Source organism: Mycetocola sp. Y719 (assembly GCF_056713205.1).
On record NZ_JBWYGY010000003.1, the window covers coordinates 493,872 to 512,826 of the forward strand.

Sequence of the window (18,955 nt, forward strand, 5' to 3'; positions counted from 1 at the left end):
CTTTCGGGGGACCTGATGGGACAGACTCTATTCGTCGGATGCCGTCGGTGCTTCTTCAGAACTGATCGATCGGCGCCGCCGATCAGGCGCCGACGTATGCCGCCAGGTGCTTGCCGGTGAGGGTGGACCGGCCGGAGACAAGATCCGCAGGCGAACCCTCGAACACGACAAGGCCGCCGTCGTGACCGGCTCCTGGACCGAGGTCGATGATCCAGTCCGCATGCGCCATGACCGCCTGGTGGTGCTCGACCACGATGACCGACTTGCCTGAGTCGACGAGCCGGTCGAGCAGGCCGAGCAGGTTCTCGACGTCGGCCAGGTGCAGGCCGGTGGTCGGCTCATCGAGCACGTAGATCCCGCCCTTCTCGCCCATCTGCGTGGCGAGCTTGAGCCGCTGGCGCTCGCCGCCGGACAGGGTGGTGAGCGGCTGGCCGAGGCTGAGATAGCCGAGTCCGACGTCGACGAGCCGGTCGAGCACGGCGTGAGCGGCCGGAGTGCGGGCCTCGCCCGATCCGAAGAACTCTTCCGCCTCGGTCACGGACATCGCGAGCACTTCGCTGATGTCACGGCCACCGAGCTTGTACTCGAGCACCTCGGCCTGGAACCGCTTGCCCTCGCACACTTCGCACGGCGACTCGACGGTGGCCATCACACCGAGTTCGGTGTAGATGACTCCTGCGCCGTTGCACACCGGACAGGCGCCTTCGGAGTTGGAGCTGAACAGCGCAGGCTTCACGCCATTGGCTTTCGCGAACGCCTTGCGGATCGGTTCGAGCATTCCGGTGTATGTCGCGGGGTTGCTTCGCCGTGAACCGCGGATCGCCCCCTGGTCGATCGACACCACATCGGCACCACGGGGGATGGATCCGTGCACGAGGGAGCTCTTGCCGGAGCCGGCCACTCCGGTGACGACGACGAGCACACCGAGGGGGATGTCGACGTCGACGTTCTGCAGGTTGTGCTCGGTGGCTCCGCGGATCTCGAGGGCGCCGGTCGGCTTCCGCACCGTGTCCTTGAGAGCGACCCGGTCATGGAGGTGACGCCCGGTGAGGGTGTCGCTGGACTGGAGGGCGTCGAGGGATCCCTCGAATGTGATGTTGCCGCCACCGGTTCCGGCGCCGGGGCCGAGGTCGACGACATGGTCGGCGATCGCGATCATCTCCGGTTTGTGCTCGACGACGAGCACGGTGTTGCCCTTGTCGCGCAGCTGCAGAAGCAGCTTGTTCATCCGTTCGATGTCGTGCGGGTGCAGACCGATGGTCGGCTCGTCGAAGACATAGGTGACGTCGGTGAGCGATGACCCGAGGTGACGGATCATCTTCGTGCGCTGGGCTTCACCTCCTGACAGTGTCCCGGCAGGCCGGTCGAGTGAGAGATAGCCCAGCCCGATCTCGACGAAGGAGTCGAGGGTGTCACGCAGTGCGACGAGCAGCGGCGCGACCGATGGTTCGTCGAGGTCGCGGACCCAGGAGGCGAGGTCGCTGATCTGCATCGCGCAGGCCTCTGCGATGTTGATGCCGGCGACCTTCGACGATCGTGCACCTTCGTTGAGTCGTGTGCCGCCGCAGTCAGGACAGGTCGTGAACGTCACCGCTCGGTCGACAAACGCCCGGATGTGCGGCTGCATGGCCTCGCGGTCCTTGGAGAGCATCGACTTCTGGACCCGGGGAACCAGTCCCTCATAGGTCATGTTGATGTCGCCGATCTTCACCTTCGTGGGCTCGTGGTACAGGAAGTCGTCGAGCTCCTTCTTGGTGTAGTCACGGATCGCCTTGTCCGGGTCGACGAAGCCCGACCCTGCGTAAATCTTCACGCCCCAGCCGTCTGCGGTGTAGCCGGGGATCGTCATCGCGCCTTCGTTCAACGACTTGGAATCGTCGTAGAGCTGGCTGAGGTCGATGTCGTTCACCGTGCCCATACCCTCGCAGCGCGGGCACATGCCACCGGTGATCTCGAAGCTCCGGCGCTCCTTCGTGGTTCTTCCGCCGCGCTCGAGGGTCACCGCACCGGCGCCGCTGATCGATGCGACGTTGAAAGAGAATGCCTGCGGCGATCCGACGTGCGGCTGGCCGAGGCGGCTGAAGACGATGCGGAGCATCGCGTTGACGTCTGTGGCGGTTCCGACGGTCGACCGTGAGTTCGCGCCCATCCGTTCCTGGTCGACGATGATCGCTGTCGTCAGCCCTTCGAGCACGTCGACGTCCGGGCGCGCCAGTGACGGCATGAAGCCCTGCAGGAACGCGCTGTAGGTCTCGTTGATCATCCGCTGCGATTCCGCGGCGATGGTGCCGAACACCAGTGAGCTCTTGCCGGATCCGGAGACTCCGGTGAACACCGTCAGCCGACGTTTCGGGATCGTCAGGCTGATGTCTTTCAGGTTGTTCACGCGAGCGCCCTGGACGCGGATCAAATCGTGGCTGTCTGCAACCTGTGGTTCTGACGACTGCGTGTCCGTCCTCGTGGCCATGCTCATCGTGTCTCCATCTGTCGGGGCGGAGCCGTGCTCGCGGACTCCATCGGTGTCGCCTGGTTCGATCTAACCAGCTTCAGCGCAGCTCCTGGATGCGGATCTGGTTGCCAGCCGGGTCACGGACGGCGCAGTCCCGGATGCCGTACGGCTGGTCGATCGGTTCCTGGACGATCTCGGCACCACTGGCCTGCAGCCGTTCGAAGGTGCCGTCGAGGTCAGGGGTGGCCAGGGCGATGCCGCCGTAGGTGCCCTTGGCCATCATCTCGACGATCGTGCGGCGTTCGTCGTCGGTGACGCCAGGGTCGGCGGCCGGTGGCTCGAGGACGATGGCCGTGTCCGGCTGGCCGACAGGGCCGACGGTGATCCAGCGCATCCCCTCGTAGCCGACATCGTTGCGAACCTCGAAACCGAGGACGTCGCGGTAGAACGACAGAGAGGCATCCGGATCCGTGTGCGGAAGGAAACTCGCGAAAATGGTGATGTTCATGGCAGTCAACCTAGTTGGGGCACGGGCACGCGCGCTTCTCGATTCCTGACCGGTCTCGTCACCTGTTTTGCTATGCAGGCCGGCATCCCGGCGGTCGTGTGCACGCTCTCGCGCCGATAGACGCTTGGGGGCACACCGACCAGCTCGGTGAAGCGCGTGCTGAAGGTGCCCAGGGACGCGCAGCCCACCGCGAAGCAGACGTCGGTGACGCTGAGATCGCCGCGACGCAGCAACGCCATCGCGCGCTCGATCCGTCGCGTCATCAGGTAGGCGTACGGGGATTCGCCGTATGCCTCACGGAACTGACGGCTGAGGTGACCGGCAGACATGTTGACGCCCCGCGCGAGCGCCTGGACGTCGAGGGGCTGCGCGTACTCCCGGTCCATCCGGTCGCGCACCCGACGCAGCCGGGCGAGATCGCTCAGGCGCTGTGTCGTGTCGGTGGTGCTGGTCACCTGCACGATCGTTCCATCTCGAACCGGGTTGGTCAACGCCCCCGCGATCCGGGCGGATGCAGACTCATCAGGTCATGGACGCCCGTCGGCGTAGTGTTCTCGCGCGATCTCCACCAGCGCGCGTCCGTCGCGCGCCGTGTCGTCGCGCCACCAGGCAAGCGTCACCGGAATCGGAGGTGCTCCGCGAAGCACCCGGTAGGCGACGCCACGACGAGGATGCCGCGCGACCGTTGCCTCTGCGGTGGTGCCGACAGCTCCGCCCGTTGCGATCTCGTCGAGCCATTCCTCCATGTCTGAGATGCGTGTCATCGTGACACTCGCCTCGGGCCAGAGCGCCGCCGTCGTCGTGCTCGACTCCGGGTCCGTCGCGACGACACGGCCCTCCAGGTCGGCCAGTGACAGCGACCGGCGACGTGCGAGCGGGTCGTCTGCAGGAATCGCGGCAAACCGGCGTTCCCGGCCGACTTCCACGGTTTCGAACCGGGCGTCGACGGGCACGCGGAGCACCGCGACGTCGACGACCCCTTCGGCGAGACCTGCGGTGCGCGAGTTGACGTGGACGAGTTCGAGGCGGGTGTCAGGATGCTCCGTCGACCATCGTTTGCGGATGCCGTCGGTGTAGGCCCCGAAGGCGGCCCACGCGTAGCCGACCCGCAATGTCCCGCTCTCCGAACTGGCCATGGTGCGCAAGGCATCGACCTCTGCAAGCACCCGCCTGGCGTGCGCCACGACCCTGTTGCCTGCCGGAGTCGGAATGACGCCTCTGGGTCCCCTGCGGAGCAGACGGGTCCCGAGCTCTGATTCGAGTGCAACGATCGCGCGGGACGCCGCCGCCTGCGACAAACCCACCTCGATGGCGGCATCCGTGATCGTGCCCTGCGAGACGCAGGCCACGAGTAACCGCAGGTGCGACAGATCCAGAGCCATGCGTCCAGCGTATGGCCGTACCCCGTCACGCATTCTGCGGTGTCGTCACATTTCGTGAGACTGGCATCGTGAACGACCACCTGACGACAACTCGCACGAACACCGCGCCGACGACGGCCGGTCTTCCGACGCCTCACACGGCAGCGGCTCCGACTCGCGTCAGTCCCTCCGGCATCCTCATGATGCTGTCCGGCGCGACGAGCAACCAGTTCGGTGCCGCCGTCGGCGCCACCGCTTTCGACGCGATCGGGCCGGTCGGAGTGGTCGCCGTCCGCCAGATCGTCGGAGCAGCCGTGCTCATGCCGGTGGTGCGCCCGCCCCTGCACCGATTCACGCGAGCGCAGTGGTGGCCGATCCTGCTTCTCGGCCTCGTCTTCGTGATCATGAACCTGACGCTCTACTCGGCGGTGGATCGCATCGGGCTCGGCCTCGCCGTGACCCTCGAATTCCTGGGGCCGCTCGGGGTCGCGCTCGCATCGTCCAGGAGGCTGCTCGACCTCGTCTGTGCGGTCGCCGCCTTCGCGGGCGTCTGGATCCTCGTGCTACCCGGGCCGTCGAGTGACCTGATCGGCGTCGGCTTCGGACTCATCGCCGCTTGCTGCTGGGCGTCGTACATCCTGCTCAACCGGGTGATCGGGCGACGCACCACCGGACTGCACGGAGCAGCTGCGGCGACACTCGTCGCCGCAGTGATGTCGGCACCGGCGATTGTCGTGTTCGCCGTTCAGGGGCGGTTCGACGTGAGCTCGGTCCTTGCCGCCGTCGCCGCCGGAGTGTTCTGCTCCGCCGTCCCGTACGCACTCGACCTCCTCGCGCTGCGTCGGGTGCCGACACCGGTCTTCGGCGTGTTCATGAGCATCAACCCGGTGATCGCGGCGCTCGCCGGGCTCGTCGTGCTGCACCAGGTGCCCGTTGCCCACGAATGGCTCGGCATCGCGATCATCGTTGCGGTGAACGCGGCGGTGACCGGGATGCGGCGCGGTCGGGCGGCTGGTCAGGCGTCGTCAGGTGTGTCGGTGGGCGCTTCGTAACCCGCCGGGATCTGGGGTTCCATGGAACTGTCTCCGCCGGTGCGTACAGTGACCGAGCGCAGTCGTCCGCCCTCGCCCGTCAGATCGATTGCCAGCCTGTGCGCGACGACGGAGGGGATCGGGTGGATCCGCCGGATGCCGATGCTCCCGCCGCCGGCGACCACGGAGCCGTTGATACTGACGGAATGGCCCGACACGCGCTGGCCGTCGCTGAGGTCCTCCTCGAGCTCGACATGCTCGATCGTGAGTGGCCCGTCCCAGTGCACCGTGACCCTGTCGCCGTCCTGTGACAGCCGCGTCGGTACCGGTCGTCCCAGCCGGCGATCCAGCTCCGAGCGGAACTCGGCGAGCCGAGCGGCATCCGTCGCGGAGATCCGCCCCGACTGATCCGGTGGCACGTTGAGGAGCAGGTTCGCCCCCAGCCCGATCGACCGGTAGTAGATCGCGAGCAGGTGCTCGACCGACTTGGGTTCGTCGTCAGGGCTCCAGAACCACTTGCGCCGGAGCGAGACATCGCACTCCGGTGGAAGGTAGGCCTCCGTCACGAGGGACGTCGCGGTCCCCACGTACTGGCTGTCAGGAGTGGAGTCGATGACGTACCGCACCGGGTCGCCGGCCAGGCCGTCCTCGTTGCCGACCCACCGGATGGTCGGCTCGCCCATGTTGAAGATCATCGCGTCTGGCTGGTGCGAGCGGACGACCTCCATGTACCTGGCCCAGTCGTAGCGGTGCCCTTCGGAGCCTGCCCCGTCGAACCAGAGCTCGACGAGCGGGCCGTACCGTGTGCACAACTCCGTCAGCTGGGCGACATAGACGTCGTCGTACGCTGCCGGGTCGCTGTAACTTGGGGCGTTGCGATCCCAGGGCGAGAGATAGAGCCCGAGCCTGAGGCCTTCGTCCCTGCAGGCGTCGGCCAGTTCGGCCACGACGTCTCCCTTCCCTGATCTCCAGGGTGAGGACGCGACCGAATACGACGTGGTCGCGGTGGGCCAGAGACAAAAACCGTCGTGGTGTTTGGCGGTGAGAACGACGTACTCGGCCCCGAGATCCACCGCTGTGCGCGCCCACTGCCTCGCGTCGAGGTCGCTGGGATCGAAGGAGCCGGCGGGCAGGGTGCCGTCACTCCACTCGCGATCGGCGAAGGTGTTGAGCCCGAAATGGACGAACATCCCCATGCCCATCCTCTGCCAGGCGAGTTGCGCGTCTGTGGGCGAGGGGGTGCTCGTCATGTCGTCGGCGTTCCGCTCTGGCCTACGGCAGGATGTGGCCGGCCGCGGTGTACAGGCGGTACCACTCCTCGCGGGTGAGCGGGAGGTCTGAGCCCAGGGCGGAGTCCTGCACCCGGGCGATCGTCGTGGTGCCGAGGACGACCTGGATGTTCGCGGGATGACGGGTGATCCAGGCGACCGCGATCGCGGAGGTCGGCACGTCGTATGCGGAGGCGAGCTCGTCGATCACGTCGTTCAGTTCGGCGAACTTCTCGCGGTCACCGAGGAACACCCCGTCGAAGAAGCCCTTCTGGAAGGGGGACCAGGCCTGGAGGGTGATGTCGTTGAGTCGGCTGTAATCGAGGATCCCGAGGTCGCGGCTGATCGACTGGTCGAGGCCGACCATGTTCGCGGCTGTGCCCTGGGCGACGATCGGTGCGTGCGTGATGCTCAGCTGAACCTGGTTGATCGCGAGGGGCTGGTTGACGAACTTCTTGAGGAGCTCGGTCTGGCCAGGAGTGTGGTTTGAAACCCCGAAGTGACGCACCTTGCCAGCGGCGTGGAGTTCGTCGAAGGCGGCGGCGACTTCTTCCGGTTCGACGAGCGTGTCAGGGCGGTGAAGCAGGAGGGCGTCGAGGTAGTCGAGCTTGAGTGCGGCGAGGGACTCGTCGACGGTCGTGAGGATGTGCTCACGCGAGAAGTCGAAGTAGCCGTCCCGGATGCCGACCTTGGACTGCACGACCACCGACTCCCGCTCTGCAGGGGAGAAGGTCACGGCGTCGCCGAACCGACGCTCGCACTCGTGCCGTGCGCCGCCGTAGATGTCGGCGTGGTCGAAGTAGTTGATCCCGGCATCCCTGGCAGCCGAGATGAGATCCCGGATTTCGGCATCGGAGAGTTCGGAGATGCGCATCAGGCCGAGGATGACGTTGGAGGTTTCGAGATCTGTCTGAGGAATCAAAGAAGTCTTCATCCGAGAAGTATTGCAGGACCGCTCTTCCACTCAACGGAACAGGGGATGTTCCGCTCGGCCGGATGACGGATGCTTGGATCACCTTCCCATCGATGTAGAGGCGGATCCGTGCAGACCAGCGTGGCCATCATCGGAGCCGGCCCGGCCGGACTCCTGCTCGGGCACATCCTCTCCCAGGCCGGGATCCCTTTCGTGATTCTCGAACGCCAGACCCGCGAGCACGTGCTCTCGCGTATCCGGGCCGGCGTCCTGGAGCAGGGATCGGTCGACATCCTCACCGACCTCGGGCTCGACGCGAACCTGCGAAGCCGTGGCCTCGAGCACGGCGGCATCTACCTGCAATTCGACGGCGGAAGGCGGCACGTCGACTTCCGTGACCTCGTCGGCCGCACCGTCACCGTCTACGGCCAGCAGGCCCTCGTCGCCGACATGCTCGCCGAACACGAACGCATCGGCTCCACAATCCTGTTCGAGGCAGCCGACGTCACGCCGATCGGCATCGACGGCAGCAGTCCAACGGTGACCTTCACGCACGAAGGATCGACCAGGGAGCTGTCGTGCGGCATCGTCGTCGGCGCAGACGGGTACCACGGGGTCTGTCGCCGCAGCATCCCCGCCTCTGAGCTGCACGTCTTCGAGCGCAGTTACCCGTTCGGCTGGCTTGGCATCCTCGCCGACGTGCCGCCATCGACCGATGACCTCATCTACGCGCTTCACCCCGACGGCTTCGCGATGCACTCGATGCGGAGCAGGCAGGTCTCCCGCCTCTACCTGCAGGTCGGACCTGACGAGTCCGTCGACGACTGGAGCGACGAGCGGATCTGGGAGGGACTGCACACCCGTCTCGGCGTCGAAGGCTGGACGCTCGATGAGGGCCGGATCACCGAGAAGTCCATCACCCCGATGCGCAGTTTCGTGACCTCGACGCTCTCGAGCGGTCGGCTCTTCCTCGCAGGGGATGCGGGCCACATCGTGCCGCCGACCGGGGCAAAGGGTCTCAACTCGGCCATCGCCGACGTCGCCATGCTCGGACGCGCGCTGATCGCGCATCACGCAGGAGACGACACCGGTCTCGCCGGCTACAGCGATCATGCGCTCGCACGGCAGTGGCAGGTGCAGCACTTCTCGCAGTGGATGACCGAGATGCTCCATGTCCATCACGAGGACCCGGATGCCTCTGCCCGCGCCTTCCGCTACCGGAGCCAGGTCGGCCAGCTCGAGTACGTCACCGGCTCCACCCACGCGATGCAGAGCCTGGCCGAGCAATACGCCGGCCTCCCGATCTGAGAGGATGCCCGATGAACTCGACTCCCGTGACCCAGCAGGTGATCTCAGACGAGATAGCTGCCCTCCACGCCGAGCACCGCGCCACAGCGGAAGCTTCCGGCCGGCCTCTCGCAACACACCCGCCGCGGGACTTCGCGCCCTACCGCAGCACGACCCTGCGGCATCCCACCCACGAACTTGTGCGTGCCGACCCGGAGGAGATCGAACTGGTCTCCCCGGCGTTCGGCCACACCGACGTCGCCGCCGAGGAAAGTGACCTCACGATCCAGCACACCGGCGAACCACTCGGAGAGCGCATCATCGTGACCGGCAGGGTGCTCGACGGCGACGGTCGCCCCGTCCGCAACCAGCTGGTCGAGATCTGGCAGGCGAACGCCTCCGGCCGGTACGTGCACAAGCGCGACCAGCATCCCGCCCCCCTCGATCCGAACTTCACCGGGGTCGGGCGCCTGATCACCGGGAACGACGGGGAATATCGGCTCACGACGATCAAGCCGGGCGCCTACCCGTGGAAGAACCATCGAAACGCGTGGCGCCCAGCGCACATCCACTTCTCCTTCTTCGGCTCGGCCTTCACGCAGCGGCTCATCACCCAGATGTACTTCCCTGGTGACCCGCTGTTCGGCCTCGATCCGATCTACCAGTCGATCGTCGACCCCGCTGCCAGGGACCGCCTCGTCGCAGCGTACGACCACGACGTCAGCGAGCCCGAGTGGGCTCTCGGCTACCGGTGGGACGTCGTGCTCACCGGTCCGAAGTCCACGTGGATGGAACCGGAGGATGCCGACCATGCCTGACACCCCCCTCGGCCAGACGCCGTCGCAGACCGTCGGCCCGTTCTTCGGCTACGCGCTGCCATACGTCGGTGGCCCGGACGTCGCCCCCGGGTGGCATCCGGACGCGATCCGTCTCCACGGCACGGTCTACGACGGCGCAGGCGATCCGATCCCCGACGCCATCGTCGAGATCTGGCACGCGGATGCCTCCGGTCGCGTGATCACGGAGCGGGGCAGTCTCGACCGCGACGGCCACACGGTCACGGGCTTCGGTCGTGCCGCTGTCGATCGGGCCGGCCACTACGACTTCTCCACGATCAAGCCAGGCCCGACACGGCCGGAAGCCGCGCCGTATGTTCTCGTCACGATCTTTGCGCGCGGTCTGACGCATCACCTGTTCACCCGCGCCTACTTCGGAGACGAAGCCGAGCGCAACGGCCGTGACCCGTTTTTCGCCGCGGTAGATCCGGCCCGCCGCGTCACTCTTCTCGCTGCGCCGGACGCCGAGAAGAGCTACCGTTTCGATATACGACTGCAGGGAGACAGCGAAACCGTCTTCCTCGATTTCGATGCGGAGATCCATGGCTGAGCGCTCGAGTGCCGACGCGACCGACTGGGGGCTGCTCGAACCGCTCGCGGGGTCTGCTGCGGTCACCTCGGATGACGCTGTGCTCGGGGCGCTCGTCGACGTCGAGCGCGGCCTCGTGCGTGCGTGGGGCCAGGTGCTGGGCGAGGATCTCGATGACGTGGCCGATGCCCTGCGGCCAGAGGACCTCGACCGCGGCCACCTGATCGCGGGAGCACGGGCGGGCGGTGTGCCCGTCATCCCGCTCGTCGCTCAACTCCGTGTGCAGGCAGAGGCCGTCGTCCCGGGATCAGGAGGACGGGTCCACGCGGGAGCGACCAGCCAGGACATCCTCGACACCGCGCTCGTGCTCGTCGCACGTCGCGCCCTGGGCGACGCCCGCGAACGCCTCGTCGCAGCAGGGCACAGCCTTGCCGAGCTCGCAATCGCCGAGAAGGAGACGCTGTCGATCGCGCGAACGCTCGGCCAGCATGCAGCGCAGAGCACCGTGGGTGTCGCTGTGGCCGGCTGGCTCGATGGGGTGACGGCGGCGATCGACGCGATCGACACCACCGCGTATCCCGTCCAGCTCGGCGGAGCCGTCGGCACGGGGGAAGACTTCGATCGCGCAGCCGGTTCGGCGAATACCACCGGTACGCTGCGGGCGGCGCTTGCCGACGCCCTCGACCTCGACGACCCCGGGCGTTCGTGGCCCAGCGAACGCAGTCCGATCCTGCGCATCGCATCGTCGTCCGCCCTCGTCGTCACCGCTCTTGGCCGCGTCGGCAAGGACGTCGCCTTCCTCGCGCGGACCGAGATCGCGGAGGTGTCTCTCGGCACGACGGGGGGCTCGTCGGCGATGCCGCACAAGCACAACCCGGTCGACGCCGTGCTCCTCAGCGCGAACGGGCTTCGTGCGGCCGGCCTGCTCGCCACGGTCCACACCGCCGGGGTTTCCCAGGACGCCCGACCGGCCGGGGAGTGGCACGCCGAGTGGTCCGCGTTCCGTGGTCTCCTCCGCCTCGCCGTGGAGAGCGCGGATGCCGCAGCATCGATGCTCTCAGCCCTCGGGGTCGATCGATCGGCGGTCGAACTCAACCGCCTGCTCAGCCCGGACCTCGAGAGGGATCCTGCGGCGACATTCGCCGCCTCCGAACGCATCGTCGGGTCCGCACACCGCCGGTTCCTGGCGGCAGCCCAGAAGGAGTCGCGATGACCGTTCCCCGCCTGCTCGGCTCGATCACTCCCGCCGCGGCGGACTCGAGGTCGAGCGAGCTGCTCGTGCTCCTGCCGTCCCTGGGCACGACGACGGCCGTCTGGGACGGTGTCGTGACCGAGCTCTCCCGTCAGCTTCTAGAGGTGCGCATCCTGCGCGTCGACCTGCCCGGCCACGGCGCCAGCCCAGCAGCCCGCGAACCATTCAGCATCGGAGACCTCGCTCAGGCGACGCTGAGACTCGTCGACGAGGTCGGCGGCGGGCGGTTTCACGTTGCCGGCATCTCGCTCGGCGGAACGGTGGCGATCGACCTCGCCGCGGAGCATCCGGAACGACTGCTGAGTTTCGCGGCATTCTGCAGCGGGGCGCGCATCGGCGACGAGCGGGGCTGGGCCGAACGCGGAAGCCAGGTGCGCAGCTCGGGAACGGCATCACTCGTCGGTGGCAGCGCCGCACGGTGGTACGCGCCCGGGCACCTCGAAGCCGACCCGACCGGTCCGGCGGCGAAGGGACTCAGCACCCTGCTCGACGTCGATGACGAATCGTATGCCCTGTGCACGGATGCGCTCGGGCAGTTCGACCGGACGTCGTCCCTCGCGGGAATCCAGGTTCCCGCGCTTGTCGTCAGCGGCGAACACGACGCGGTCACGACGACCGCGTCGATGAAGGCCATGGCCGACGCCCTGCCCGTGGCGCGGTTCGCGGAGATCCGCGGTGCAGCGCACCTCGCCCCGCTCGAGAAGCCCGCGGAAGCTGCTGCGCTTCTCGTTGAGGCGATTCGCGGCTCTTCTGATTCACCGACGCGTCACGACGCAGGCATGGCGGTTCGGCGTGCCGTTCTCGGCGATGCCCACGTGGATGCGGCGACAGCGGCGGTCACCCCGGAGACCGCCGCGTTCCAGGATTTCATCACGCGCTACGCCTGGGGGGAGGTCTGGGCGCGCCCAGAACTCTCCCGCCGGGAACGGAGCATCGCGACCCTGGCCTCACTCGTCACCGGTGGGCACGAGGCCGAGATCCGGATGCATGTGCGTGCGGCGCTGCGCAACGGCCTCGCTCGGGACGAGATCGCCGAAGTAATCCTGCACACGGCACTCTACGCCGGGCTCCCGGCCGCGAATGCGGCGCTCGCGATCATGCGCGACGTGTTCGCGCATGTCGACCAGGCGCGACCGTAGCGGCAGCGCGCGTTCAGCGTCGGGCCCGCAACTGCCCGATCACCTCGCCGTCCTCGGAGTACAGGGACATCACACCGCCGATGACCCGGCCGAGCACAGCATTTCCCAGCCAGGCGGCAACGCCCTCGCAGAACATTTCGGTCGAGACGGTCGCGGGAAAACGGATGCCGCCGTCGTCGGTGGCCTCCCACGGTCCTGTCAGGGTGTTGCAACCGTCGTTCCCGGAGAAGCTGCCCCGAGAGCTGAGGAAGAGGAAGGGCGCGCCCGCCGAGTCGTCCTCCACCCAGTAGCCGATCGGCCGAGTCTGGGGGCCGACGAACGGGTCTCTCGAGCGCACGAGTTCCGTGACCGCGGCGTCGCGCGAACCGTGGATGACGAGAATGTCTCCGCGGACCTCCACCCGTTCCGCCTCCGTCACGGCGACGGGCAAATCGGCACCATCGCAAGCCAGTCGCGTCTGCGGCCCCGACGTCACGGTTATCGTCCCGTCGTCCTCCAGAGCCCACTCGCCTGCCACTCGGTTGCAGCCGTCTGACCCGCTCCAGGACCGGTCCCTGACGAAGGAGATGAACGGCTGCTCCGGCGAATCGAACGTCTCCTCCAGCGACCAGGTGCCCACCAGCGACTCCGGCGTCGCGGACGACGTTCCGCCCAGTGCGCACCCGGAGATCATGACGGACAGGAGAGCAACGATCCCGGCCATCCTGAGGCACCGCTGACTCGACATGGCACCTCCCTCGCGCGTCCCATACCCATCATGAAACGGCTCGAAGCGGAAGGAAAGGGACCGGGTGCGGCAGCGGACGTGAGCCCCGATCCTCCCATCCAATGAAATATCGATACGACCGGGCGGCCCCGTTCGCGCACGCTTTACCGAGGGATCGCGTCCCCTAACGCGATGTACCGACAACGAAGTCCGCACCGATCACAGGAGATCAGGATGTCCCGCATCACACCCACAGCACGTGCAGCAGCCGCCATCGCGGCCATGGCTGCGTCAGCCCTCGTCCTCAGCGCCTGCTCGGGCGCCGCCGCCGGCAACCAGGACGGACCGGCAGACACCTCGAAGCTCGTCATCGGTATCGACTCCGACCAGGCGGCGCTCGGTTACGACCCGGTTCGGTACGGCAACGGCCAGAGAATGTTCTTCGAGGGCATCTACGACTCTCTCTTCGTGCTGGACAAGGACGGCAAGGTCGTTCCAGACCTGGTGACCGACTTCGAGTACAACGCGGACTTCACCGCGCTCACCCTCGATCTTGACACCTCAGCAACGTTCGATGACGGCTCGACCCTCACTGCCGATCTCGTGAAGCAGAACCTCGACGCCCGCGGCGACACGGACCTCTCGGCCTACTCGCAATTCGCCCCGGGCGGCGAGAACGAGATCGTCGACGTCGCCGTCGTCGACGAGGACACCGTCACCCTGGCGTTCGCGGCTCCCAAGCAGGGCTTCGAAGCCAACCTCACGCTCCCCACCGGCGCCATCGTCGGACCGACCGGTGCCGCAGACCGCGACAGCCTCGACTCGACGGCAGACGGCTCCGGTCCGCTGACCGTCGACGCGGACGCCTCTGTGAAGGGAAACTCTTACCTCCTTGTGAAGAAGGACGACCACCCGGACGCAGACGCCTACCCATTCGAGTCGTACGAATTCCGTCCGATCCTCGACTCACAGGCCCGCGCCAACGCGGTCATCTCCGGTGAGGTGGATGTCGCCAACGTGACCTCTGACACGAAGGCGCAGGTCGAGTCGGCCAATGTCGGCCTTGTGGCTAACGGCGGCACGATTCAGAATCTGCTTCCATTCGACAAGAACGGATCGCTCGCTCCCCAGTGGAGCGACCCTCGGGTCTGGAAGGCACTGTCGATCGCCATCGACCGCGAAGCATTCGTGAAGGCCGTACACGCCGGAGATGTCCCGACAGCGAACGCCCTCCCCGCCGACAGCCCCGGTTACATCGATGAGCTGGAGGAGGAATACGCGTACGACCCCGAAGCGGCGAAGGACCTCCTGGCCGAGGCCGGCTACGCCGATGGATTCGACTTCACCTTCACGATCTCACCGAATAGTCAGCGTGATCTCGAGGCCATCCAGCCGTACTGGGAAGCGATCGGTGTGAACGTCACGCTCAAGAACGCCGCCTCCACCGAGGAGACCTTCGCCGTCGTGCAGACGGAACCGCTGGGCGGCCCGATTCCTCTGACCTGGACGAACCCTCTCGGAAACGTGTTCGGAGTGCTCTTCGGTTTCGCCAACTTCCACAAGGCCGAGAACCCCGAGATCCAGGCCGCGGCCGGAGCCGTCGGAGCTGCCGGCGAGGACGAGGACGCACAGGCAGCAGCCCTGACCGACCTCAACCAGTCCATCGTCGAGTCCGGATGGCTCATCCCGCTCTTCGAGCAGCTCGCCCCGTGGGGCTTCAACGAGGCGAAGGTCGCAGAGCCGACGTTCCCCGGGACCGAAGTCTTCCCGCTCCTCGCGTCGCTCCAGCCCGCATCCTGATATCTGATGACCTGGTGCCGCCGGCGAGATCCGGCGGCACCAGGTCCTAGGGAGTACTCATGGTCACCTTCGTGCTGAAGCGGGTCGCGTTCGCGATCCTGACCCTTTTCGTCGCCACGGTCCTTGCGTTCGTTCTCGTGCATCTGTCCGGCTCCACGCCGGGTGCTGTGGCGCTCGGGCAGTCGGGAACGCCGGAGCAGGTCTACGCATACAACGTCGAGATCGGATGGTACGACCCCTGGGTCACGCAGTACCTGAGCTGGGTCGGCCAGGTTCTCCAGGGCAACCTGGGTACATCGCTGGTCGACGGTCGGGACATCGCCAGCGACATCGCCAAGCGGATCCCGGTCACCGCGGCACTCGCCGTATTCGGGACCGTGCTCAGCGCGGTGCTCGGAATCGTTCTCGGAGTGGTCGCGGCGGTACGCGGTGGCGCCGTCGACCGGGTCATCACCGTCATCCTCGGAATCATGCTGTCGCTCCCGGCTTTCTGGCTCGGTGTGCTGCTCGTGTACGTCTTTGCCGTACAGATGCGCGTGCTTCCGGCGACAGGATTCGTCCCGTTCGCCAACGACCCGGAGGCGTGGGCCAAGTCGCTCGTCCTGCCCGTGATCACGATCGCACTGACGTCGGCCGCCGGGCTCGCCAGGCAGACGAGGGCGTCGATGGCTGAGTCGCTCACCCAGGAGCACATGCGCACGTTGCGGGCCGTCGGAACGCCGACGTACCGGATCATCTACATCCACGCGCTGCGGGGAGCGAGCCTCCCGATCATCGCGAGCGTCGCGATCAACTTCATCATCCTGTTCGGCGGGTCCGTGATCATCGAGGTGCTGTTCGCCCTCCCCGGTGTCGGCCAGGCGATGCAATCCGCGGTCGGCTCGGCCGACCTGCCCATGGTCCAGGCACTTGTCCTGGTTGCCACGATCGTCGTGGTCGCCGTGAATCTCGGGCTCGAACTCCTCACCCGCTTCCTCGACCCGAAACTGCGTACGTCATGACCGAGTCAACAACGTCGATCCTCCTCGTCAACCGTGAGCGGAAGATCAAGGCGAAGAGCGGATTCCGTTCGCCCACCGTCATCCTCTCCCTTCTGTGGTTGGTCGGGTTGCTGGTGGCATCGGTCACAGCACCGTCGTGGCTTCGCTACGGCCCGCTCGAGCAGGATCTCGCCGCCGTGCTGCAGGGGCCGACGGCCGCCCACCTGCTCGGGACGGACGAGCTCGGCCGCGACATCCTCTCGCGCCTGGTCACGGCCGCCGCCCCCACCCTCCTCATCGCGCTCATCACCCCGATCGTCGCTGTCCTGGTCACCGTGCCGGTCACCCTCTGGGCGGCGCGCAGTCGACGTGTCGAGAGCGTCGTCAATCGCATCAGCGAGATCGTGCTCTCCCTCCCAGGCATGGTCATCATCCTCGCCTCGGTCGCGGCGGTGGGAACGAACATGCCGCTGATCATGGCAATCTTCGGTGTGCTGCTGTTCGGCGCCATCTACAAGGTGCTCTTCGGGCAGGCCAGGTCGCTCCACCAGCAACTGTTCATCGATGCCGCAGCAGTGGACGGGGTGCGGCCGATGACCGCCAGCATCCGTCACGTGCTGCCGAACATGTCGACGACTCTCGTCGTCCAGTTCGTGCTGCTGTTCGGGGCCGCCATCGGGCTTCAGGCCGGCCTGGCATTCATCGGCCTCGGGCCGCAGCCCCCAGAACCGACCTGGGGCGGGATGATCCAGGCTGCGTCGCGCTTCATCTTCCAGCAGCCGTGGATGATGGTTCCGACCGGCGGCATCCTCGCCCTCACCATCATCGCCGCCAACGCCCTGTCCGATGTGCTCGGTGGCGGATCGGCCATGCCTCCGCCGCTCGTGTCGATTCGCCGTAAGACGAAGACCGCTCGCCCGGCAGCGGTCGCAGCAGCCGCCCCCGCTGCCACTCCGGGGGAGCTCGTCGTCGACAACCTCGTCATCGCTGTGGACGGCGGCGCCGACCTCGTCACCGGAGTCTCGATGCGGGTCCGTCCGGGCACAGTGATGGGACTCGTGGGCGAATCCGGCTGTGGCAAGAGCGTGACGTCGTACGCGCTCCTCGGCCTGCTGGCCCCCGGTCTCTCGGTTCGGTCAGGCAGCATCCTGTGGGACGGAGTCGATCTCGCCCTCGCGGACGAGAAGGCACTGCAGCGTGTTCGCGGTCATGAGATCGCCTACATCTCCCAGGAACCCACCCGCGCCCTCGACCCGATGTTCACGGTGGGGTGGCAGCTGGCTGCGGCGATCAAGCGACTCCGCGGCGTCAGTTCACGTGAGGCCAAACGCATCGCCGAAGAGCTCCTCCTCGACGTCGGAATCGTCGATACCGCCCGTGTCTTGTCGAGCTACCCCCACGAGATCTCCGGCGGCATGGCCCAGCGCGTCGCCATCGGCCTGGCGCTGGCCGGTACACCCCGGCTGTTGATCGCCGACGAACCGACGACGGCCCTCGACGTCACTGTCCAGGCCGAGATCCTCGCTCTTCTGCGGCGACTCATAGCTGAACGCGGAATGTCGATAATCCTCGTGACCCACGACCTCGGGGTCGTCGCCGATATCTGCGACGACGTCTCGGTGATGTACGCAGGGCACATCGTGGAGACCGGAACCGTGCGGGACGTCCTCGTTCGACCGGAGCATCCATACACCATGGCTTTGCTCGCCGCCGATCCCCATGCGGCCGTCGAACTCGTCGGTGCCACCCACCTCGCATCGATCCCCGGCCAGGTCCCCGCGCCCGGTTCGTGGCCAGACGCGTGCCGTTTCGCCGATCGTTGCCGCTTCGCACGGAAGGAGTGCCTCGTTCCTGTCGAACTCACTCCGCGTGCGGAAGGAACGGGCGTCGTGCGTTGCGTGCGCCGCGACGAGGTCCGCGGCCGCCAGGAAGAGTGGCGGAAGCCCGTCACTGTAGGAGGACTGTCATGACCACAACGACACGCGTCGGAACGATGGCGGAGGGTGCGTCAGAGGTCCCGCTGCTCGAAGTGAAGAACCTCGTCGTCCGCTATCACAGCAAAGCAGCGCCTGCGGTGAACGACGTGTCGTTCACGATCGCGAGGGGTGAGACCGTCGGACTGGTCGGTGAGTCCGGATCGGGAAAGACCACGATCGGCAAGGCGATCCTCGGACTGCAGCCGGTCACCAGCGGTCAGATCCTCTTCCAGGGCCGGGACATCACCCGGGCGACCGCCGCCGAGCGGAGGTCGCTGCAGGGAGACCTGAGAGCCGTCTTCCAGGACCCGTACTCGTCGCTCAATCCTCGCCGACCCATCGGCAGCGCGATCGCGGAGCCCCTGCGCGTGGCGGGGGTACCGAAAAACGAGCGGATCCAGCGGGTCAGGCAGGCTCTGGACTCCGTCGGTCTGCCCATCACAGCGGATGAACGTTATCCGCGCCAGTTCTCCGGCGGTCAGCGGCAACGGATCGCCATCGCGCGGGCGCTGGTGACGAATCCCCGCCTGGTGGTCTGCGACGAAGCCGTGAGCGCCCTCGATCTCTCCACGCAGGCGCAAGTCCTCAACCTGTTGGCCGACCTCCGGCGCGGCAACGATCTCGGGTACCTCTTCATCGCCCACGACATCGCCGTGGTGGAGTTCCTCGCCCAGAGCGTGGTCGTGCTCAATCGGGGCCAGGTGGTGGAGCACGGGCCGGCGCTCGAGGTCCTTCGGAACCCACAGAACCATTACACGCAGGTCCTCATGGCCGCCTCGCCCGTTCCGGATCCCGACGAGCAGGCACGACGCCGGGAGGCCTGGCAATTGCTCAAGGCGTCGGCTCCTGTGCGTGTCCCCTAGCTCGACCACGAGCCAGGCTTCGCTCCAGCGGGCTACGACCCGATCCATCCTCCCAAC

Annotated in this window: 17 protein-coding genes; 10 read left to right on the forward strand and 7 right to left on the reverse strand. The window is 66.9% G+C overall.

Annotated elements, in window-relative coordinates; translation table 11 throughout:
• Positions 1 to 82 precede the first annotated feature (82 nt).
• From AC1M0F_RS14290 to AC1M0F_RS14305, 4 genes are all read right to left on the reverse strand, one after another.
• Positions 83 to 2,473, reverse strand: a complete 2,391-nt coding sequence (locus tag AC1M0F_RS14290; protein WP_480238914.1) for an ATP-binding cassette domain-containing protein — start codon at positions 2,471 to 2,473, stop codon at positions 83 to 85.
• A 73-nt stretch (positions 2,474 to 2,546) separates the two neighbouring features.
• Complete coding sequence (locus AC1M0F_RS14295) at positions 2,547 to 2,957, reverse strand: VOC family protein (RefSeq protein WP_480238915.1); 411 nt, start codon at positions 2,955 to 2,957, stop codon at positions 2,547 to 2,549.
• 5 nt (positions 2,958 to 2,962) lie between these two features.
• Complete coding sequence (locus AC1M0F_RS14300; protein ID WP_480238916.1) at positions 2,963 to 3,412, reverse strand: helix-turn-helix transcriptional regulator; 450 nt, start codon at positions 3,410 to 3,412, stop codon at positions 2,963 to 2,965.
• Between the two features lie 72 nt (positions 3,413 to 3,484).
• Positions 3,485 to 4,339, reverse strand: a complete 855-nt coding sequence (locus AC1M0F_RS14305; protein WP_480238917.1) for a LysR family transcriptional regulator — start codon at positions 4,337 to 4,339, stop codon at positions 3,485 to 3,487.
• Between the two features lie 68 nt (positions 4,340 to 4,407).
• Between AC1M0F_RS14305 and AC1M0F_RS14310 the strand changes: the two genes are divergently transcribed.
• Positions 4,408 to 5,370: an EamA family transporter gene (locus AC1M0F_RS14310; protein WP_480238918.1), complete on the forward strand. Its 963-nt coding sequence runs from the start codon at positions 4,408 to 4,410 to the stop codon at positions 5,368 to 5,370.
• Here the strand turns inward: AC1M0F_RS14310 and AC1M0F_RS14315 are convergent.
• Together AC1M0F_RS14315 and AC1M0F_RS14320 are read right to left on the reverse strand one after the other, a co-directional pair.
• Positions 5,334 to 6,599, reverse strand: coding sequence for an alpha-L-fucosidase (locus AC1M0F_RS14315; protein ID WP_480238919.1), 1,266 nt, complete (start codon positions 6,597 to 6,599; stop codon positions 5,334 to 5,336). The genes AC1M0F_RS14310 and AC1M0F_RS14315 overlap by 37 nt on opposite strands.
• 22 nt (positions 6,600 to 6,621) lie before the next feature.
• The gene (locus tag AC1M0F_RS14320) at positions 6,622 to 7,551 is read right to left on the reverse strand and encodes an aldo/keto reductase (protein ID WP_480238920.1); all 930 of its coding nucleotides are present in this window, start codon (positions 7,549 to 7,551) and stop codon (positions 6,622 to 6,624) included.
• 108 nt (positions 7,552 to 7,659) lie between these two features.
• On the opposite strand from AC1M0F_RS14320, the gene AC1M0F_RS14325 reads away from it, so the two are divergent.
• The 5 genes from AC1M0F_RS14325 to pcaDC are packed head-to-tail and all read left to right on the forward strand — an operon-like array spanning position 7,660 to position 12,573.
• Entirely contained in the window at positions 7,660 to 8,838 is a 1,179-nt protein-coding gene (locus AC1M0F_RS14325) for a 4-hydroxybenzoate 3-monooxygenase (RefSeq protein WP_480238921.1), read from the forward strand.
• A gap of 11 nt (positions 8,839 to 8,849) precedes the next feature.
• Entirely contained in the window at positions 8,850 to 9,635 is a 786-nt protein-coding gene (gene pcaH, locus AC1M0F_RS14330) for a protocatechuate 3,4-dioxygenase subunit beta (protein WP_480238922.1), read from the forward strand.
• Complete coding sequence (gene pcaG / locus AC1M0F_RS14335) at positions 9,628 to 10,203, forward strand: protocatechuate 3,4-dioxygenase subunit alpha (protein ID WP_480238923.1); 576 nt, start codon at positions 9,628 to 9,630, stop codon at positions 10,201 to 10,203. Before pcaH ends, pcaG begins: the two co-directional genes overlap by 8 nt.
• Entirely contained in the window at positions 10,196 to 11,395 is a 1,200-nt protein-coding gene (locus tag AC1M0F_RS14340) for a lyase family protein (protein WP_480238924.1), read from the forward strand. The genes pcaG and AC1M0F_RS14340 overlap by 8 nt, the downstream gene beginning before the upstream one ends.
• A complete protein-coding gene (gene pcaDC, locus AC1M0F_RS14345; protein ID WP_480238925.1) occupies positions 11,392 to 12,573 on the forward strand; it encodes a bifunctional 3-oxoadipate enol-lactonase/4-carboxymuconolactone decarboxylase PcaDC in 1,182 nt (393 codons plus the stop codon). The genes AC1M0F_RS14340 and pcaDC overlap by 4 nt, the downstream gene beginning before the upstream one ends.
• A gap of 13 nt (positions 12,574 to 12,586) precedes the next feature.
• Here the strand turns inward: pcaDC and AC1M0F_RS14350 are convergent, their stop codons facing one another.
• Entirely contained in the window at positions 12,587 to 13,300 is a 714-nt protein-coding gene (locus AC1M0F_RS14350) for an META domain-containing protein (protein WP_480238926.1), read from the reverse strand.
• A gap of 213 nt (positions 13,301 to 13,513) precedes the next feature.
• Here AC1M0F_RS14350 and AC1M0F_RS14355 point away from each other — a divergent pair, with 213 nt between their 5' ends.
• Genes AC1M0F_RS14355 through AC1M0F_RS14370 form a run of 4 tightly spaced genes read left to right on the forward strand, consistent with a single transcriptional unit; the run spans position 13,514 to position 18,898 of the window.
• Positions 13,514 to 15,079: an ABC transporter substrate-binding protein gene (locus AC1M0F_RS14355; protein ID WP_480238927.1), complete on the forward strand. Its 1,566-nt coding sequence runs from the start codon at positions 13,514 to 13,516 to the stop codon at positions 15,077 to 15,079.
• Positions 15,080 to 15,138: 59 nt separating this feature from the next.
• Entirely contained in the window at positions 15,139 to 16,080 is a 942-nt protein-coding gene (locus AC1M0F_RS14360) for an ABC transporter permease (RefSeq protein WP_480238928.1), read from the forward strand.
• Positions 16,077 to 18,029, forward strand: coding sequence for a dipeptide/oligopeptide/nickel ABC transporter permease/ATP-binding protein (locus AC1M0F_RS14365; RefSeq protein ID WP_480238929.1), 1,953 nt, complete (start codon positions 16,077 to 16,079; stop codon positions 18,027 to 18,029). Before AC1M0F_RS14360 ends, AC1M0F_RS14365 begins: the two co-directional genes overlap by 4 nt.
• Entirely contained in the window at positions 18,026 to 18,898 is an 873-nt protein-coding gene (locus tag AC1M0F_RS14370; protein WP_480238930.1) for an ATP-binding cassette domain-containing protein, read from the forward strand. Before AC1M0F_RS14365 ends, AC1M0F_RS14370 begins: the two co-directional genes overlap by 4 nt.
• The last annotated feature ends 57 nt before the right edge of the window (positions 18,899 to 18,955 follow it).